The following is a 14,578-nucleotide window of genomic DNA, read 5'->3' on the forward strand; positions in this document are numbered from 1 at the left end:
CACGCTTCGCAGCAAAAGCCGATTTCTTCAGCGCGAATTTTAACGGGATTAGGCTGATACATCTGCGTTTCAATTTAGGTTAACGCAAACTGTAAGTCCGATTAGAGCGACAAGTGGACAAAAGAAAAGTCCTACACTTTTTGAGCTTGGTCGGTAAGGGAGGGCATTTAGGAATGAATTGACTCCACCCCCTTTTTCCACTTTTCGTTAAAATTCCGCTTCAACTTTGAGTTAGAATTGTCTTTCGAGCAAAAGTGATTCAAAAAGCCATCGAATTCATCCAGCAATAGCACATCACTAGGGTAAAGATCAGCATAAAATGAGTAGTATTCATATAGCTTGAGGCCATCAACATTTACAGGTAAATCATTGTCTAATCTCAAACCAAAAATAAAAGGTTCTATGCTTACTCCATACACATAGATAATTTTACAACTGTCATTAATATCAAGAGGCTCTACGTAGGTATTTTTAGAGAACAATTCATCTCGGTCAAAATCAAAAAATGATAAAATATCAAAAGTACCAGATTTATCTCTTACTTCGCCAAAATAACTTTCCAGTTTTACAGAGTTATTGGAAACTGTGTCATCGCTCCTTAATAAGCTTTCAACTTCCGTTAGTTTAACTCGACTATAGCCTGCGTTGAGACCGACTGATTCAAATCTTACGTTTGAAAAAAAGCAATCTAGCAGTTGCGTTGTACCAACTTGCGAATACTTTATTTCATCATACCAACTGCTTGCGCAAAACTCCTGATATGAATCATCAGCGTGTACTTGTGAAAATATAATGGGCAACACAAGTAGCACTTTTAATAATTTTGATATCATTAGTACAACCGTACCTCCAATTATTGAGCCTATATTCAAGCAGATGCCGATATGGCTTTGGGGTTCTGTATTATAGGCGCCCTTGCTAACGCTGTGTAGATACATATTTCTTAAAACTACTTTCGAGCGTCAGCTAATGGCACTTAGCGGCCTATAAGGCATCTCAAAACTAACAGGTATCGATCTCCCGTTTTGATTCGCGCTGGAGAAATCGGCTTTTGTTGTGGAGTCTGTCATTGATAGCGAGGCACGATGCCGAGCTAGATTTATCAGTACAGGGAGGTGCTGTTAAATCGCATCAATGACTAAGCGGAACGTTTAACAAAACGCTGAGTTCGTAAGCATTAGCGAATCACGGGTGTCCTAGGAGTTCTTAGAGGAAATGGACAAGCATTTCCTCTAAGCCGGTGTCGGCGGTCCGACAAGATGTAACAGCTAAACCCACAGCTGGCGGCTGAACGTTGAACTATCAGCGAGTAGACTAGAAAAGCGCCCGTCGGCGCCCCGACAAAAAGTTACCGATTACCCAAAAATAGCCCGCATCAAGCTAATGGTATCCGCCACACTGCGGCCTTTTTCCACTTCACTGATAATCGAATCACGTTTTGCGCGAATATGCTCGGGAATGCCTTCTTCGGCCAGGGCGCGGTCAACCAGCAGGGCTGCCGATTCCTTGGAGCGCTTTCTCGCCGTGCTGTTGGCGCTGGCCGGGCTCGCCTTAGGCTTGTGTAACAGCTTAAAGTAGTTGGATTGCTCCATGGCGTTTTTATCAAAGTAGTAGAACAGACACGGAAGCAGGGCCTTTATATCGACCAAGCGCTGTTCCTGCTCATTCTCCCCTTGCGCCATGGCGAACCATGGCTGGCGGGCCAGGGTGCAAACGATATCTTGCCAGTAGCGCTCAAAGTCGCGGTTGTTCAGTCTGGCAATATTCAATGCCGCGCATAGGGTATCGCTTTTGGCATTGGTAATGGGCGTGAACACATCGGGACGGCGCATCGCCAATAGGCGGGTGGCCGGGGCTAGGGTTGGCTTGTCATCACTGCTGGTAAATAGTTGCAGGTACGCAAGCACAAAGGCCTGGTAGTGCTCTAGGTTCACCTCGTCGGTGAGGGGGATATGTGCCAGTGCCGCCTCGACCGCCTGCGGTTGGTCGTCAAGAATTTGCGCAAAGGCCTTGTTGTTTTTGATGCCGGCAAAGAACTCCACATCAAAGCGATACACAGCCGGGTCGTGAGCGGTGGTGTGCTTGCCGATAAAGGCGAGGCGGTCTTCCTTGCTCATTTCCTGTAATGGCGTGCTTTTAATGCTGGCAATATGCTCGGCCAAGCTCAGGTGCTCAGCCAGCAATACACCTTCTTTATTTTGTTCAAGGTAGGCGCAGATCACCGGCCAAGGGGCAATACGCAGGGTTTTTAGCTGTAAAAAGCTAATCGCGTCCTTAAGCTGGGCTTGTAGTTTTTTCACCGTGGGCAGCTGCGTTGGCTCAAGCAAATCAAAGTTCAGGCGCTCGGTGGTCACATCAAGCAGCTCATAGGCCCAGCCGAGAAAGTCTTCAGGGTGGTGCTCTACTTTGACCGCCATCAGGTTAAGGCTGATGTCCGCCGCCTGTTTGAGGATATTCTGATAAATCTGACTTTCTTGTTCTGCCAGCGCCATTTTAGATGGCGAGATAAGCAACTTCTTCATGCTAGGTACTACGCTCCGCTTGATACATTACAGCCCCGACCGAGTCTGTTGAGCCAGCGGGGCTGTGCATCATACTGAGATTGAGTTTTGTTGCAATATTGACATTCGCCTATTTATTTCGATGCTCTTAGCCGCGACTTCGCATTCGTAGCTAAGGAGTGGCCAACGCCATTTTTACAAAGCAATCACACCTGCGAGCCTCTAGGTTGCCGGTTAATATTTTTCCTTTAGGTTTCTTGTGGATAGCAACTGCGTTATTCTTGCCACGAAACAACTACTTCGATTCAAAGGTGTGCAGAAGTCTCATGCTCATAGCCGCGGTTAACAACTCTTGGGCAAAACCAGCCTCGACTCTTTTCATATCCACGTTTGCTTTATTGGCCCAATTTTATAGTCCGCAAGTCGCTGCAGATGAGGTGGCAATTTACCTTGGTTATACATTGGGTGCGAATGATGATGATCGCATAACGGCCATTTCATACAGCTTAGAGACCGAGCCATCTTTTACCTGGTTTGATGGTGTTGCATTCACTTATGGCGAGTTTAATGGCTTAGACAAGCATTATGGCTGGAATGAGTTCGATGATGTGCCCTATTTTTCAGCGGGCTTATATTGGCATCTATTGCAAGGGCAGCAAACCAGGCTTACTTTTGAGTTCGCCCCCACCTATGTAGACGGTAATTACTATTATGCTCACTACGTAGGAAGCCGCTGGCATTTTACATCCAGTCTTAGTTACACCTACTTTATTGCTCAGAGCGACGTGTTTACATCACTGCGCTATCAGCATACCTCTAACGGGGGGATTGAACCGCCGAACCCCGGGGTGGATGGCCTGGGTTTGCAACTTGGCTATCGTTGGTAAGCGGGAGCAGGCAGCTATCATCATATATTCATCCATCTCGACTACAATTACACTTTTATAGCCAATAGGTTATGCTACTAGTGTTGTCTCAAAAGGAACGAGGTTAAGCATGAAAACCCTTGCCAAGGTATTAGGTATTATTATTGTCGTGATCATCGGCTTGTTGATCGCGATTCCATTTTTTATTCCGGTCGACGCCATTTTTACTAAGGTGTCCGAGCAGGTGGAGAAAACCACCGGCCGTACTTTGACCATTGCCGGTGATAAAAACTTAGCAATTTTCCCGTCGCTACGCCTGGAGCTCAATGATGTCAGCTTTAGCAACATGGCCGACGGCTCACGCGTCAACATGGCGACCATGAAGCAGCTGGATATTCATATTCCCTGGACGTCGCTGTTCTCCGGTGAAGTGAAGCTGGATAAGTTCGTTATTCGCGAACCGGATGTCTTGCTGGAGACCAATGCTCAGGGCAAGGGCAACTGGCAGTTGTTTGACAAGGTGGCCGAGCAGCAACCTGAGCAAACCAAGTCTGGACAGGTTAGTCTTCCTGAAAACTTCGATATCGAACTCGGTGAAGTCGCCATCTATGGCGGTCAATTTACCTACCTCGATGGCCAAACCGGTGCCAAGCAGCAAATTTCCGACCTGGAACTGGCGGTGTTATTGCAATCACTGCGTAAACCGCTGGAGCTGAAAGGTGGCATTACCTATATGGCGCAGCGCTTTAACCTGGATGTGGTGGTCGATAACCCTCTTAAAGCCATTGAAGGACGCCCGTTTGCGGTAACTAAAACCGTCGACTCGGATTTGGTTAATGTTGAATTTAAGGGGCAAATCGCCGATCAGGGCCAAAATATTAGCGGTACTTTGCATCTTGATGGCGACTCGGTAAAAGATATCGCCAAGTGGCAGGGTGTTGAACTTGATGCCAAGGATAACGCCTTTAATGCCTTCAGTGTTGATGGCAGCATGCAGATGCAAGGTCAGTCCTTCACCATTAATAAGCTAGTGGCCAAGCTTGATGAGCTTGCCATCGAGGGTATGAGTACCATCAACCTGGGTGAGCGTTTGGCGATTAATGCCAATGTTGACCTCGGCATGTTGGACCTAAACCCGTATCTACCCGAGCCGACAGAGACTCCTGCCGAAAAGCCGGCCGATGATGCCAAGGGCGATGCCAAGGCCGAGCCAATCGTCTGGGATGACACCAAGATGGACCTGTCAGCTCTTAATAGCCTGGATGCCAACGTGGTGGTGCGTTCAAGCGGCTTAAAGGCACGCGACATTACCCTAGGGGAAAACCAGTTCACCTTGAAACTACAAAATGCCGTGGCGAATTTAAGCATGGATAAGTTTGTGGCCTATGAAGGTCAGGGTAAAGGAACTGTGATGCTTAATGCCAAACAGGCGCCGTATCAAATCAATACTAATTTCAGTCTGGCAGGCATCAATGCTGAGCCGCTGCTAACCGATGCCGCCAAGTTCGATAAGCTGATGGGCAAGGGCTCTATTGATTGGCAGTTGAGTACACGGGGCCAAAGCCAAAAAGATTTTGTGAATGCCTTAGCGGGTAAACTGAGCTTTAACTTTGCCGACGGTGCAGTGAAAGGGGCCAACGTGGCTGAGCTGGTGCGTAAGGCCAAGGAGCTGATCAAGGGTAACACCGCAGCGCTGGCCGATGGTTTAAATACCGGCTATGACGAGTCGCAAAAAACAGACTTTACCGCGCTAACGGGCAGCATGACGTTTACCAATGGCGTGGGCACTAACTCAGATCTGTCTTTGCAGAGCCCGCTTGTTCGTATCTCGGGTGAGGGTGAGGTGGATTTACCGGCGACCGAAGTGAACTATCGTTTAGTTACCGGTATCGTCGATTCCATCGAAGGTCAGGGCACCACGGATGACAGCACAGGCTTTAAAATTCCGATGCGCATTAAGGGCCCATTCCACGATGTGGGCATTAAGCTAGATGTGGCCGATGCGGCCAAGGAAGAAGCCAAAGAAAAAGTTAAAGACAAGGTAAAAGATAAGCTCAAGGGCTTGTTTGGTGGTTAATTGACCCCATATAGAAATTTAGCAACAGGGCGCTTTATGCGCCCTGTTTGTTTTGTAAGCAATTGAACCTTGGGGCAATTGAATGACTAGTAGGGGAAAAGGCCCGCTGAAGGGCATTTATCGCAGGCGAATATGCGTGTAGATACAGCCCCTTGGTCGGGAAATTAATTAAAAATTAGCCTACCTTTTGCGCGCCATTACTGATACAATTGCCCGCCCTCAGCAGTCATACAGCATAAAAGTTGCCTGATTATTGAGCGGATAAAATATTTAATGCCTTAATTTTTAAAGAGATTTAGGCTGTTTGTAACTACACCGGAGCATCTAAAATGATCCAAATGCAAACTCAGCTGGACGTTGCTGATAACAGCGGCGCTCGCAAAGTGCAGTGTATTAAAGTCCTTGGCGGTTCACACCGTCGTTACGCATCGGTTGGTGACATCATTAAGGTTTCTGTTAAAGAAGCTATTCCTCGCGGTAAAGTGAAGAAAGGTGATGTTAAAAACGCAGTAGTTGTGCGTACCAAAAAAGGCGTTCGTCGTCCAGACGGTTCTTTGATCCGTTTCGATAGCAATGCTGCAGTTATCCTTAACGATAACCTTCAGCCAATCGGAACTCGTATCTTCGGCCCTGTGACTCGTGAACTTCGTACTGAAAAGTTCATGAAGATCGTTTCACTAGCACCAGAAGTACTATAAGGAGTCGATCATGGCAGCAAAAATCCGTCGTGATGACGAAGTAATCGTACTAGCCGGTAAAGACAAAGGTAAGCGCGGTAAAGTGCTTTCAGTTGTAACTGAAACTGGTCGAGTATTTGTTGAAGGCGTAAACCTTATCAAGAAGCACCAAAAGCCTGTTCCTCAGTTGAACCAAGCTGGCGGTATTGTTGAGAAAGAAGCGTCTATCGACGTATCAAACGTTGCGATCTACAACTCGGAAACGGGTAAAGCAGATCGTGTGGGTTTCAAGTTTGAAGATGGCAAGAAAGTGCGTATCTTCAAATCTACTGGTAAAACTATCTAATAGTTGGAGTAGAAGATGGCGAAACTGCATGAAGTATACAAAGACAAAGTAGTAGCAGAACTTCAACAGAAGTTTGGTTACAGCTCTGTCATGCAAGTCCCTCAGATCGAAAAGATCACATTAAACATGGGTGTGGGCGAAGCCCTAGCTGATAAGAAAATTCTAGAAAACGCTGTTGCGGACCTAGAAGCAATCTCTGGTCAGAAGCCTCTAATCACTAAAGCTCGCAAGTCAGTTGCAGGCTTTAAGATCCGTGAAGGCTACCCAATTGGTTGTAAAGTAACCCTACGTGGCGAGCGTATGTGGGACTTCTTTGAGCGTTTGGTTTCAATCGCTATCCCGCGTATTCGCGATTTCCGTGGTGTAAGCGCTAAGTCTTTTGACGGTCGCGGTAACTACAGCATGGGCGTACGTGAGCAAATCATCTTCCCAGAAATTGATTATGATAAAGTAGATCGCGTTCGTGGTCTTGATATCACTATCACTACTTCTGCGAAAACGAATGATGAAGGCCGTGCGTTGTTAGAAGCGTTTAACTTCCCATTCAAGAAATAAGGGTAGGGTTATGGCAAAGAATTCAATGAAAGCGCGCGAAGCAAAGCGCACTAAATTAGTAGCACAGTACGCTGAAAAGCGTGCGGCACTTAAAGCTATCATCAGCGATGTTAACACATCAGATGAAGAGCGTTGGGACGCGGTTCTGAAACTTCAGAGTCTACCGCGTGATTCTAGCCCTGCACGTCAACGTAATCGTTGTAACATCACGGGCCGCCCACATGGTTACCTTCGCAAGTTCGGCCTAAGCCGTATCAAATTACGCGAAGCTGCTATGCGCGGTGAAGTTCCTGGCCTTAAAAAGGCTAGTTGGTAATAGAATCACGGGAGTAAGACTATGAGCTTGCAAGATCCTATTGCGGATTTGTTCACACGTATCCGTAACGGCCAGACTGCGAAGAAGGTTTCTGTTTCAATGCCATCTTCAAAGCTGAAAGTAGCAGTTGCTAAAGTGCTAACTGATGAAGGTTATGTATCTGGTTACTCTGTAACTGAAGGTGCTAAGCCTGAGCTTGCTATCGAACTTAAGTACTTCGAAGGCAAAGCTGTAATCGAAAATATCCAGCGTGTTAGTCGCCCTGGTCTACGCATCTATAAGAAGCGTGACGAATTACCTAAGGTAATGGGTGGTCTAGGTATCGCTATCGTATCAACTTCTAAAGGCCTAATGACTGACCGTGCTGCACGTAGTGCTGGCGTTGGCGGTGAAATCATTGGCTTTGTAGCGTAATCGGAGGGGACTATGTCGCGTATAGCAAAGGCACCTATTAATGTTCCTGCCGGTGTAGAAATCACGCTAAAAGGCCAGGATATCACAGTTAAAGGTAAGAACGGCGAACTTAGCCGTACGATCCACGAGGCTGTTGAAGTTTCATTCGAAGAGAACGTAATCAAAACGAACCCAGTTGAAGGCGTTGCTAACGCTTGGGCTCAAGCTGGTACTGCTCGTGCACTTATCAACAACATGATTGTTGGTGTAAACGACGGTTACGAGAAGAAGCTACAACTTGTTGGTGTTGGTTACCGTGCTGCGGTAAAGGGTAACGTACTAGATCTAACTCTAGGTTTCTCACACCCAGTAAACTTCGAGATCCCAGCGGGCGTCACTATTGAAGCTCCAAGTCAAACTGAGATCGTTGTTAAGGGCGCAGACAAGCAGCTAGTTGGTCAAACTGCTGCGAACATTCGTTCATACCGTGAGCCAGAGCCTTATAAAGGTAAAGGTGTACGTTATGCTGACGAACACGTGCGTCGTAAAGAGGCTAAGAAGAAGTAAGGTAAGACGATGGATAAGAAAACAGCTCGTCTACGTCGTGCTAAGCGCACCCGTAGAAATTTTATTGAACAAGGCAAAACTCGTCTTGTTATCCACCGCACGCCACGTCACATTTACGCTCAGGTAATTAGCCCTGAGGGTACTGTACTGGCTGCTGCTTCTACTGTTGAAAAAGCAATTGCTGAAACAGTTAAAGGCACAGGCAACATCGAAGCTGCGCAAGCAGTGGGTAAAGCAGTTGCTGAACGTGCGGCTGAAAAAGGCGTTAGCGCAAGCATCGCTTTTGACCGCAGTGGCTTTAAATATCACGGCCGTGTGAAGGCGCTTGCTGATGCAGCGCGTGAAGCCGGTTTGCAATTCTAGGAGTAGACAATGGCTAACGTAGAAGCAAAGCAACAACAGCCTGATTTGGCTGAAAAGCTAATCGCGGTAAACCGTGTGTCTAAAGTGGTTAAAGGTGGTCGTATCTTTAGCTTCACTGCACTAACAGTAGTTGGTGACGGCGCAGGTAAAGTAGGTTTTGGTTATGGTAAAGCACGTGAAGTTCCTGCTGCTATTCAAAAAGCAATGGAAAAAGCACGTCGCAACATGATCAACGTAGACCTTAAAGGTAATACACTTCAGCACCCTATCAAGGGTCGTCACGCTGGTTCTAAAGTGTACATGCAGCCTGCATCTGAAGGTACAGGTATCATCGCCGGTGGTGCGATGCGTGCAGTACTAGAAGTAGCTGGTGTACAGAACGTATTATCAAAGGCTTACGGTTCGACTAACCCGATCAACGTTGTTCGCGCAACAATTTCTGCTCTTGAGAACATGAAATCTCCAGAAGCAATTGCTGCGAAACGTGGTCTTAACGTTGAAGAGATTTTGGGGTAAGACACCATGGCAAACACAGTAAAAGTAACTCAAGTACGTAGCTCTATCGGTCGTTTACCGAAGCATAAAGCTACATTACGTGGCCTTGGTTTACGTCGTATCAACCACACTGTAGAGCTAGAAGATACGCCTTCAGTACGTGGTATGATCAACCAAGTTTCTTACATGGTTAAGGTTGAGGGGTAATTCGATGAACTTGAATACACTTTCTCCTGCTGCGGGTTCTAAAACACCTAAGAAACGTCTTGGTCGTGGTATTGGTTCTGGTCTAGGTAAAACTGGTGGCCGTGGTCACAAAGGTCAGAAATCACGTTCAGGCGGTAAAGTACGCGTTGGTTTTGAAGGCGGTCAAATGCCTATGCAACGTCGTCTACCTAAGTTTGGTTTCACTTCACGTAAGTCGCTTGCGTCTACTGAAGTAAATCTATTCGAAATCGCTAAAGTTGAAGGCGATGTGGTAGATCTAAACGCGTTACAAGCAGCTGGTCTGGTTAAGAAGAACATCCAGTTCGTTAAAGTAGTTAAATCTGGCGAAGTTTCTCGCGCGGTTACCGTTAAAGGTCTTAAAGTGACTCAAGGTGCTCGTGCGGCGATTGAAGCTGCCGGAGGCAAGGTAGAAGAGTAAGGAAGTACTTTATGGCTAAACCAGGTCAAAATATGCAAAGTGCACAAAGTGGGCTTGCGGAGTTGAAGCGTCGTTTACTATTTGTTCTCGGAGCTATCATCATTTACCGTCTAGGTTCATTCGTGCCGATCCCTGGGATTGACGCCGCTGTACTTGCCGAATTCTTCGAGCAACAAAAGGGCACCATTGTTGAGATGTTCAACATGTTCAGTGGTGGTGCGCTTGAGCGTGCTTCAGTGCTTGCACTGGGTATTATGCCGTACATCTCGGCCTCGATTATCATGCAACTATTAACGCATATACATCCTGCGATGATAGAGCTGAAAAAAGAGGGTGAGGCTGGGCGTAAGAAAATTAGCCAGTACACGCGTTATGGTACGCTCGTGCTTGCTACATTCCAATCAATCGGTATTGCTACTGGCTTACCGAACATGATGGAAGGGTTAGTTGTTAACCCTGGCTTTGGTTTCTATTTCACCGCTGTGGTGAGCTTAGTAACCGGCTGTATGTTCCTCATGTGGTTGGGCGAACAAATTACAGAACGTGGTATCGGTAACGGTATCTCAGTGCTGATTTTTGTTGGTATCGTAGCTAACCTGCCGTCTGCTATTGGTTCGACAGCCGAAATGGCGCGCCAAGGTGAATTGAACATTTTGGTACTGGTATTGATTGCGGTAATCGTATTTGCCGTTACTTACTTGGTGGTTTTCTTTGAACGTGGTCAACGTCGTATCGTTGTTAACTACGCGAAGCGCCAACAAGGTCGTCAGGTGTACGCTGCTCAAAGCACACACTTGCCGTTAAAAGTGAATATGGCTGGGGTTATTCCACCAATCTTTGCTAGTAGTATCATTCTGTTCCCTGGTACAATTGCAAGCTGGTTCGGCCAGGGTGAAGGTCCTGTAGCTGACGTGTTACAAGCTATCTCAACAGCGTTGACCCCAGGTCAGCCTCTGTATGCGATGGTCTTGGCAGCGGCTATTATCTTTTTCTGCTTTTTCTATACTGCGTTGGTGTTCAACCCGCGTGAAACTGCAGATAACCTGAAAAAATCTGGTGCATTTATTCCAGGTATTCGTCCAGGTGAGCAGACATCGAAATACATTGATAAAGTAATGACACGCCTGACATTGGCAGGTGCCTTGTATATTACCTTTATCTGTCTGGTGCCCGAGTTTATGACCATGGCATGGCAAACGCCATTCTACTTCGGCGGTACATCAATTTTGATTATCGTTGTTGTGATCATGGACTTTATGGCACAAGTACAGACCCATCTGATGTCACATCAGTATGATTCTGTGCTGAAAAAAGCGAACCTTAAAGGCTACGGCCGCTAAGGTCTGTTACGGAGTTGAGTAATGAAAGTACGTGCTTCCGTTAAGAAAATCTGCCGTAACTGCAAAGTAATCAAACGTGCTGGTGTAGTACGCGTGATCTGCAGTGAGCCTAAGCACAAGCAAAGGCAAGGCTAATTAAACAGTCATGCAGGCTGAGTATCCTACTCGGCCTGTGTTTTTAATATTGGTTTGGTTATCGCTTGAGTATCCTTACGGGCTTTTCAAGAAGATGATTACCAAACTTTAAAATAGGAGATGTGTTAGTGGCCCGTATAGCTGGCATTAACGTTCCTGACCATAAGCATGCAGTTATTGGTTTAACAGCAATTTATGGTGTAGGTAAAACTCGCGCTAAGGCGATCTTAGCTGCGACTGGTATCGCCGAAACCACAAAAATCGGTGAACTTTCAGACGAAACACTTGACGTACTTCGTGAAGAAGTTGGCAAGTACACTGTTGAAGGTGATCTTCGTCGTGAAGTTACTTTGAACATCAAGCGTCTTATGGACCTTGGTTGCTTCCGTGGCTTACGTCACCGTCGTTCGCTTCCACTTCGTGGTCAGCGTACTAAGACTAACGCGCGTACTCGTAAGGGTCCTCGCAAGCCTATCAAGAAATAAGGTGGGGTAAGTTATGGCTAAAGCACCAATTCGTCGTAAGAAGGTAAAAAAGCAAGTTGCTGATGGTATGGCTCACGTTCATGCTTCTTTCAACAACACTATTGTTACTATTACAGACCGTCAAGGTAATGCACTATCATGGGCAACTGCCGGTGGTTCAGGTTTCCGTGGTTCACGTAAATCTACTCCATTCGCTGCTCAGGTAGCTGCAGAGCGTGCAGGTACTGCTGCTCAAGAATACGGTTTAAAGAACCTAGAAGTTTTCATTAAAGGTCCAGGTCCAGGCCGTGAGTCTGCTGTACGTGCATTGAACGCTGCTGGTTTCCGTATCACCAACATCACTGACGTGACGCCAATCCCTCATAACGGTTGTCGTCCACCGAAGAAACGTCGCGTATAACAATAGGTTAGGAGAAAGAACATGGCAAGATATTTGGGCCCTAAGCTCAAGCTAAGTCGTCGTGAAGGTACTGACCTGTTCCTTAAGAGCGGCGTACGAGCTATCGACTCTAAGTGTAAGCTAGAGAACGCACCTGGTCAGCACGGCGCCCGTAAAGGTCGTCTATCTGACTACGGTCTACAGCTACGTGAAAAGCAAAAGGTTCGTCGTATGTACGGCATCCTTGAGAAGCAATTCCGTAACTACTACAAAGAAGCTGCTCGCCTTAAAGGCAACACAGGTGAAAACCTACTTCAGCTTCTAGAGCAACGTCTAGACAATGTTGTATATCGCATGGGTTTTGCAAGCACACGTGCTGAAGCACGTCAGCTAGTAAGCCACAAAGCGGTTATGGTTAATGGTCGTGTTGTTAACATTCCTTCTTTCAACGTTTCTCCTGAAGATCAGGTAGAAATCCGTGAGAAGTCTAAGAAACAAGCGCGTATCGTAGCAGCTCTAGAATTGGCTGAGCAACGTGAAAAGCCAACTTGGGTTGAAGTTGACGGTAAGAAAATGGAAGGTACTTTCAAGCGCCTACCTGAGCGTTCTGATCTGTCTGCGGACATTAACGAACAACTAATCGTCGAACTTTACTCGAAGTAAAGTTAAGAGTTAAGAGAGGATAAAATGCAGGGTTCTGTAACCGAATTCCTAAAACCAAGGTTAGTCGATATCGACGCTATCAACCCGACTCGTTCAAAAGTGGTTCTTGAGCCGCTTGAGCGTGGTTTTGGTCACACTCTAGGAAACGCACTACGTCGTATTCTGTTGTCATCTATGCCTGGATGTGCAGTTACCGAGGTAGAAATTGATGGCGTTTTACATGAGTACAGCGCGAAAGAAGGCGTACAAGAAGACATCATTGAAATCCTGCTAAACCTGAAAGGGTTGGCGGTAAATATCGAAGGCAAAGATGAAGTTTTTCTGACCCTGACTAAATCTGGTGTAGGCCCTGTGACTGCGGCAGATATTCAGCACGATGGCGACGTAACAATCGCTAACCCTGATCACGTAATTTGTCACCTAACGACAAATAACAGCGAGATCAGCATGCGTATTCGTGTTGAGCGTGGTCGTGGTTATGTACCAGCGTCTAGCCGCGTATCCTCTGAAGACGATGAGCGTCCAATCGGCCGTCTGTTGCTTGATGCATCATTCAGTCCGGTTGAGCGTATTGCGTACTCGGTTGAATCAGCACGTGTTGAACAACGTACTGACTTAGACAAGCTAATCATTGATATGGAAACGAACGGCACTTTAGATCCTGAAGAAGCGATCCGCCGTGCGTCAACTATTCTTGCTGAGCAATTAGAAGCATTCGTAGACTTACGTGATGTTTCTGAGCCAGAAGAGAAAGAAGAGAAGCCAGAATTCGATCCTATTCTGCTTCGTCCAGTTGATGATCTTGAACTAACAGTTCGTTCAGCAAACTGCTTGAAAGCCGAGCAAATTCAATATATCGGTGATTTAGTACAGCGTACCGAAGTTGAGCTTCTTAAGACACCTAACTTAGGTAAGAAGTCTCTAACTGAGATCAAAGACGTGCTTGCATCACGTGGTCTTTCTCTGGGCATGCGCCTAGAAAACTGGCCGCCAGCAAGCCTAGCTGAGTAATCTAGATCACTATATTTAGTTTAGTTAGAAGGATAGGGTCATGCGCCATCGTAAGAGTGGTCGTCAATTAAACCGTAACAGCAGCCATCGCAAAGCGATGTTCAGCAATATGGCTGGTTCTTTGGTGAAGCACGAAATCATCAAAACAACATTGCCTAAAGCGAAAGAGCTGCGCCGTGTAATTGAACCTTTAATCACACTGGCTAAGACTGATAGCGTTGCAAACCGCCGTTTAGCGTTTGCTCGCACGCGTGATAAAGAAGTTGTTGGTAAGTTGTTCAGCGAGATTGGTCCTCGCTACGAAAGCCGTCCTGGTGGCTACACTCGTATTTTGAAGTGTGGTTTCCGTGCTGGCGACAATGCACCAATGGCTTACATTGAACTAGTAGATCGCCCAGTTGCGACTGAAGAAGTTCAAGAAGACGCGCAGTCTGCAGAGTAAGTCTTAAAAAGACACAAAAAGCCGAGCTTATGCTCGGCTTTTTCTTTATATGGCCAAAATAAAACGTTTCCCTCTTCTATATATAGCTATTTGGCTACTCCTTTCTCTATATAAAACAAGCTAAATGTAACCAAATAGATCTAAAACAGATCTTTAACTGTTAAATACATCGGTTTTAGTTTCTTTTTTGCGCAAACGATCCATTTTTGGCAATTTTCTTTAAAAAAGGGGTTGCGTCGAAATCGAATCTCCCTATAATGCGACCCCACTGAGACGGCAGGCAGCAACGCATAGCGAGGCGCTAGCGGCTCAGGGAGTCAA

General features: G+C 46.4%; 21 protein-coding genes. 19 read left to right on the forward strand and 2 right to left on the reverse strand.

Annotated features, from left to right (window positions below; genetic code table 11):
- Positions 1–167: 167 nt before the first annotated feature.
- Positions 168–833, reverse strand: coding sequence for a hypothetical protein (locus C2M35_RS14735; protein ID WP_158677995.1), 666 nt, complete (start codon positions 831–833; stop codon positions 168–170).
- A gap of 522 nt (positions 834–1,355) precedes the next feature.
- Positions 1,356–2,522, reverse strand: a complete 1,167-nt coding sequence (locus C2M35_RS14740; RefSeq protein ID WP_105265671.1) for a hypothetical protein — start codon at positions 2,520–2,522, stop codon at positions 1,356–1,358.
- 158 nt (positions 2,523–2,680) lie between these two features.
- Between C2M35_RS14740 and C2M35_RS14745 the strand changes: the two genes are divergently transcribed.
- The 19 genes from C2M35_RS14745 to rplQ all read left to right on the forward strand — a co-directional run bounded on the left by C2M35_RS14745 (position 2,681) and on the right by rplQ (position 14,257).
- Entirely contained in the window at positions 2,681–3,388 is a 708-nt protein-coding gene (locus C2M35_RS14745; protein WP_158677996.1) for an acyloxyacyl hydrolase, read from the forward strand.
- 109 nt (positions 3,389–3,497) lie between these two features.
- Positions 3,498–5,444 (forward strand): AsmA family protein, encoded by a 1,947-nt coding sequence (locus C2M35_RS14750; protein WP_105265673.1) that lies wholly within the window; start codon positions 3,498–3,500, stop codon positions 5,442–5,444.
- A gap of 329 nt (positions 5,445–5,773) precedes the next feature.
- Positions 5,774–6,142, forward strand: coding sequence for a 50S ribosomal protein L14 (gene rplN, locus C2M35_RS14755; protein ID WP_105189441.1), 369 nt, complete (start codon positions 5,774–5,776; stop codon positions 6,140–6,142).
- 10 nt (positions 6,143–6,152) lie between these two features.
- Positions 6,153–6,467, forward strand: a complete 315-nt coding sequence (gene rplX / locus C2M35_RS14760; RefSeq protein WP_105189440.1) for a 50S ribosomal protein L24 — start codon at positions 6,153–6,155, stop codon at positions 6,465–6,467.
- A gap of 15 nt (positions 6,468–6,482) precedes the next feature.
- Positions 6,483–7,022 carry a 50S ribosomal protein L5 gene (rplE, locus tag C2M35_RS14765; protein ID WP_105189439.1) on the forward strand — a complete coding sequence of 180 codons (540 nt, stop codon included), beginning with the start codon at positions 6,483–6,485 and terminating at the stop codon, positions 7,020–7,022.
- A 10-nt stretch (positions 7,023–7,032) separates the two neighbouring features.
- Positions 7,033–7,338 carry a 30S ribosomal protein S14 gene (gene rpsN, locus C2M35_RS14770; RefSeq protein WP_105200323.1) on the forward strand — a complete coding sequence of 102 codons (306 nt, stop codon included), beginning with the start codon at positions 7,033–7,035 and terminating at the stop codon, positions 7,336–7,338.
- A gap of 21 nt (positions 7,339–7,359) precedes the next feature.
- A complete protein-coding gene (gene rpsH, locus C2M35_RS14775; protein ID WP_105189437.1) occupies positions 7,360–7,752 on the forward strand; it encodes a 30S ribosomal protein S8 in 393 nt (130 codons plus the stop codon).
- Positions 7,753–7,764: 12 nt separating this feature from the next.
- A complete protein-coding gene (gene rplF, locus C2M35_RS14780) occupies positions 7,765–8,298 on the forward strand; it encodes a 50S ribosomal protein L6 (RefSeq protein WP_105200322.1) in 534 nt (177 codons plus the stop codon).
- Positions 8,299–8,307: 9 nt separating this feature from the next.
- Positions 8,308–8,661, forward strand: a complete 354-nt coding sequence (rplR, locus tag C2M35_RS14785) for a 50S ribosomal protein L18 (protein WP_105200321.1) — start codon at positions 8,308–8,310, stop codon at positions 8,659–8,661.
- Between the two features lie 9 nt (positions 8,662–8,670).
- Positions 8,671–9,177, forward strand: a complete 507-nt coding sequence (gene rpsE / locus C2M35_RS14790) for a 30S ribosomal protein S5 (protein WP_105200320.1) — start codon at positions 8,671–8,673, stop codon at positions 9,175–9,177.
- Positions 9,178–9,183: 6 nt separating this feature from the next.
- Complete coding sequence (gene rpmD, locus C2M35_RS14795; RefSeq protein ID WP_105189433.1) at positions 9,184–9,363, forward strand: 50S ribosomal protein L30; 180 nt, start codon at positions 9,184–9,186, stop codon at positions 9,361–9,363.
- Positions 9,364–9,367: 4 nt separating this feature from the next.
- Complete coding sequence (rplO, locus tag C2M35_RS14800) at positions 9,368–9,802, forward strand: 50S ribosomal protein L15 (protein ID WP_105200319.1); 435 nt, start codon at positions 9,368–9,370, stop codon at positions 9,800–9,802.
- An 11-nt stretch (positions 9,803–9,813) separates the two neighbouring features.
- The gene (gene secY / locus C2M35_RS14805) at positions 9,814–11,142 is read left to right on the forward strand and encodes a preprotein translocase subunit SecY (RefSeq protein WP_105189431.1); all 1,329 of its coding nucleotides are present in this window, start codon (positions 9,814–9,816) and stop codon (positions 11,140–11,142) included.
- Positions 11,143–11,163: 21 nt separating this feature from the next.
- Complete coding sequence (gene rpmJ / locus C2M35_RS14810) at positions 11,164–11,277, forward strand: 50S ribosomal protein L36 (RefSeq protein ID WP_002959476.1); 114 nt, start codon at positions 11,164–11,166, stop codon at positions 11,275–11,277.
- Between the two features lie 128 nt (positions 11,278–11,405).
- Positions 11,406–11,762 (forward strand): 30S ribosomal protein S13, encoded by a 357-nt coding sequence (gene rpsM / locus C2M35_RS14815; RefSeq protein WP_105200318.1) that lies wholly within the window; start codon positions 11,406–11,408, stop codon positions 11,760–11,762.
- A gap of 13 nt (positions 11,763–11,775) precedes the next feature.
- Positions 11,776–12,162: a 30S ribosomal protein S11 gene (gene rpsK / locus C2M35_RS14820; RefSeq protein ID WP_022943956.1), complete on the forward strand. Its 387-nt coding sequence runs from the start codon at positions 11,776–11,778 to the stop codon at positions 12,160–12,162.
- Between the two features lie 21 nt (positions 12,163–12,183).
- Entirely contained in the window at positions 12,184–12,804 is a 621-nt protein-coding gene (rpsD, locus tag C2M35_RS14825) for a 30S ribosomal protein S4 (protein WP_105200317.1), read from the forward strand.
- 24 nt (positions 12,805–12,828) lie between these two features.
- Positions 12,829–13,815: a DNA-directed RNA polymerase subunit alpha gene (locus C2M35_RS14830; protein ID WP_105189428.1), complete on the forward strand. Its 987-nt coding sequence runs from the start codon at positions 12,829–12,831 to the stop codon at positions 13,813–13,815.
- A gap of 40 nt (positions 13,816–13,855) precedes the next feature.
- The gene (gene rplQ / locus C2M35_RS14835; RefSeq protein ID WP_105200316.1) at positions 13,856–14,257 is read left to right on the forward strand and encodes a 50S ribosomal protein L17; all 402 of its coding nucleotides are present in this window, start codon (positions 13,856–13,858) and stop codon (positions 14,255–14,257) included.
- Positions 14,258–14,578: the final 321 nt, after the last annotated feature.

The organism is Pseudoalteromonas sp. T1lg76 (assembly GCF_002964725.1).
Lineage (GTDB): Bacteria > Pseudomonadota > Gammaproteobacteria > Enterobacterales > Alteromonadaceae > Pseudoalteromonas.

What these genes read in the sequence shown, in the direction of transcription:
- rpmJ (WP_002959476.1), top strand. Translation starts at nt 11,164, where the DNA reads ATGAAAGTACGTGCTTCCGTTAAGAAAATCTGCCGTAACTGCAAAGTA.
- rplN (WP_105189441.1), top strand. Translation starts at nt 5,774, where the DNA reads ATGATCCAAATGCAAACTCAGCTGGACGTTGCTGATAACAGCGGCGCT.
- rplX (WP_105189440.1), top strand. Translation starts at nt 6,153, where the DNA reads ATGGCAGCAAAAATCCGTCGTGATGACGAAGTAATCGTACTAGCCGGT.
- secY (WP_105189431.1), top strand. Translation starts at nt 9,814, where the DNA reads ATGGCTAAACCAGGTCAAAATATGCAAAGTGCACAAAGTGGGCTTGCG.
- rplE (WP_105189439.1), top strand. Translation starts at nt 6,483, where the DNA reads ATGGCGAAACTGCATGAAGTATACAAAGACAAAGTAGTAGCAGAACTT.
- rpsD (WP_105200317.1), top strand. Translation starts at nt 12,184, where the DNA reads ATGGCAAGATATTTGGGCCCTAAGCTCAAGCTAAGTCGTCGTGAAGGT.
- rpsE (WP_105200320.1), top strand. Translation starts at nt 8,671, where the DNA reads ATGGCTAACGTAGAAGCAAAGCAACAACAGCCTGATTTGGCTGAAAAG.
- C2M35_RS14740 (WP_105265671.1), bottom strand. Translation starts at nt 2,522, where the DNA reads ATGAAGAAGTTGCTTATCTCGCCATCTAAAATGGCGCTGGCAGAACAA.
- C2M35_RS14735 (WP_158677995.1), bottom strand. Translation starts at nt 833, where the DNA reads ATGATATCAAAATTATTAAAAGTGCTACTTGTGTTGCCCATTATATTT.
- rpmD (WP_105189433.1), top strand. Translation starts at nt 9,184, where the DNA reads ATGGCAAACACAGTAAAAGTAACTCAAGTACGTAGCTCTATCGGTCGT.
- rplO (WP_105200319.1), top strand. Translation starts at nt 9,368, where the DNA reads ATGAACTTGAATACACTTTCTCCTGCTGCGGGTTCTAAAACACCTAAG.
- rpsH (WP_105189437.1), top strand. Translation starts at nt 7,360, where the DNA reads ATGAGCTTGCAAGATCCTATTGCGGATTTGTTCACACGTATCCGTAAC.
- C2M35_RS14830 (WP_105189428.1), top strand. Translation starts at nt 12,829, where the DNA reads ATGCAGGGTTCTGTAACCGAATTCCTAAAACCAAGGTTAGTCGATATC.
- rpsN (WP_105200323.1), top strand. Translation starts at nt 7,033, where the DNA reads ATGGCAAAGAATTCAATGAAAGCGCGCGAAGCAAAGCGCACTAAATTA.
- C2M35_RS14750 (WP_105265673.1), top strand. Translation starts at nt 3,498, where the DNA reads ATGAAAACCCTTGCCAAGGTATTAGGTATTATTATTGTCGTGATCATC.
- rplF (WP_105200322.1), top strand. Translation starts at nt 7,765, where the DNA reads ATGTCGCGTATAGCAAAGGCACCTATTAATGTTCCTGCCGGTGTAGAA.
- rpsK (WP_022943956.1), top strand. Translation starts at nt 11,776, where the DNA reads ATGGCTAAAGCACCAATTCGTCGTAAGAAGGTAAAAAAGCAAGTTGCT.
- rplQ (WP_105200316.1), top strand. Translation starts at nt 13,856, where the DNA reads ATGCGCCATCGTAAGAGTGGTCGTCAATTAAACCGTAACAGCAGCCAT.
- rplR (WP_105200321.1), top strand. Translation starts at nt 8,308, where the DNA reads ATGGATAAGAAAACAGCTCGTCTACGTCGTGCTAAGCGCACCCGTAGA.